This is a genomic window from Microbacterium sp. MRS-1 (assembly GCF_000585455.1).
Lineage (GTDB): Bacteria > Actinomycetota > Actinomycetes > Actinomycetales > Microbacteriaceae > Microbacterium > Microbacterium laevaniformans.
This window is the reverse complement of sequence record NZ_JAUF01000136.1, coordinates 1-576: the sequence shown is the minus strand read 5'-3', so window position 1 is coordinate 576 and position 576 is coordinate 1. Positions and strand designations below refer to the sequence as shown.

Here is a 576-nt window from a genome sequence, read left to right as displayed (position 1 = left end):
GCTATCCGACGAGCAGTCCGGCCGTATCTGGGTCGTCTTACACGCAGACGTTCCAGGGTGGCACCGTCATCGTGACAGAGGGGGTTGCGCGACTTGACTGAGGAGCTCGTGTCGACATTCGACGAAACCGCCACAGCGCGCGATACGACGGTCATCATCACGTGTTACAATCACGCTTCTTATGTCGAGCAGTGTCTGGAGTCTGTATTCCTGCAGACGGAGGTTCCGGGTGCGGTGATCGTCGTTGACGACCTGTCGACGGATGATTCCGTCGCGGTGATCCGACATTGGGTCGCCACGCATCTGAAGGACGTGACCCTGCTGGCACATGCGGAGAACAAAGGCCTGTGTCGCTCCCTCAACGACGCCCTGCATCTCGTGAGGACGCCATACCTCCTTCACATTTCCGCCGATGACTGGATGCTGCCAGCGCGTGTCGCAACCCAGATCGGTGCGCTGCGCGCGCATCCAGAGGCCGCGTTCGTCGCTAGCGACTTTCTCGAGGTCGATGCCGGGGGCCTAGGGCGTGTTGATCAAGAAGGTGCGGGGTGGCCAGCCGCCGCGAGTTGCGCGGGA

The 576-nt window shown here is 61.6% G+C and carries 1 protein-coding gene; it reads left to right on the top strand.

Annotated elements, in window-relative coordinates; genetic code table 11:
- Positions 1–108: 108 nt before the first annotated feature.
- The coding region (locus tag AS96_RS14830; protein WP_197017326.1) for a glycosyltransferase family 2 protein at positions 109–576 on the top strand (468 nt) is incomplete at its 3' end.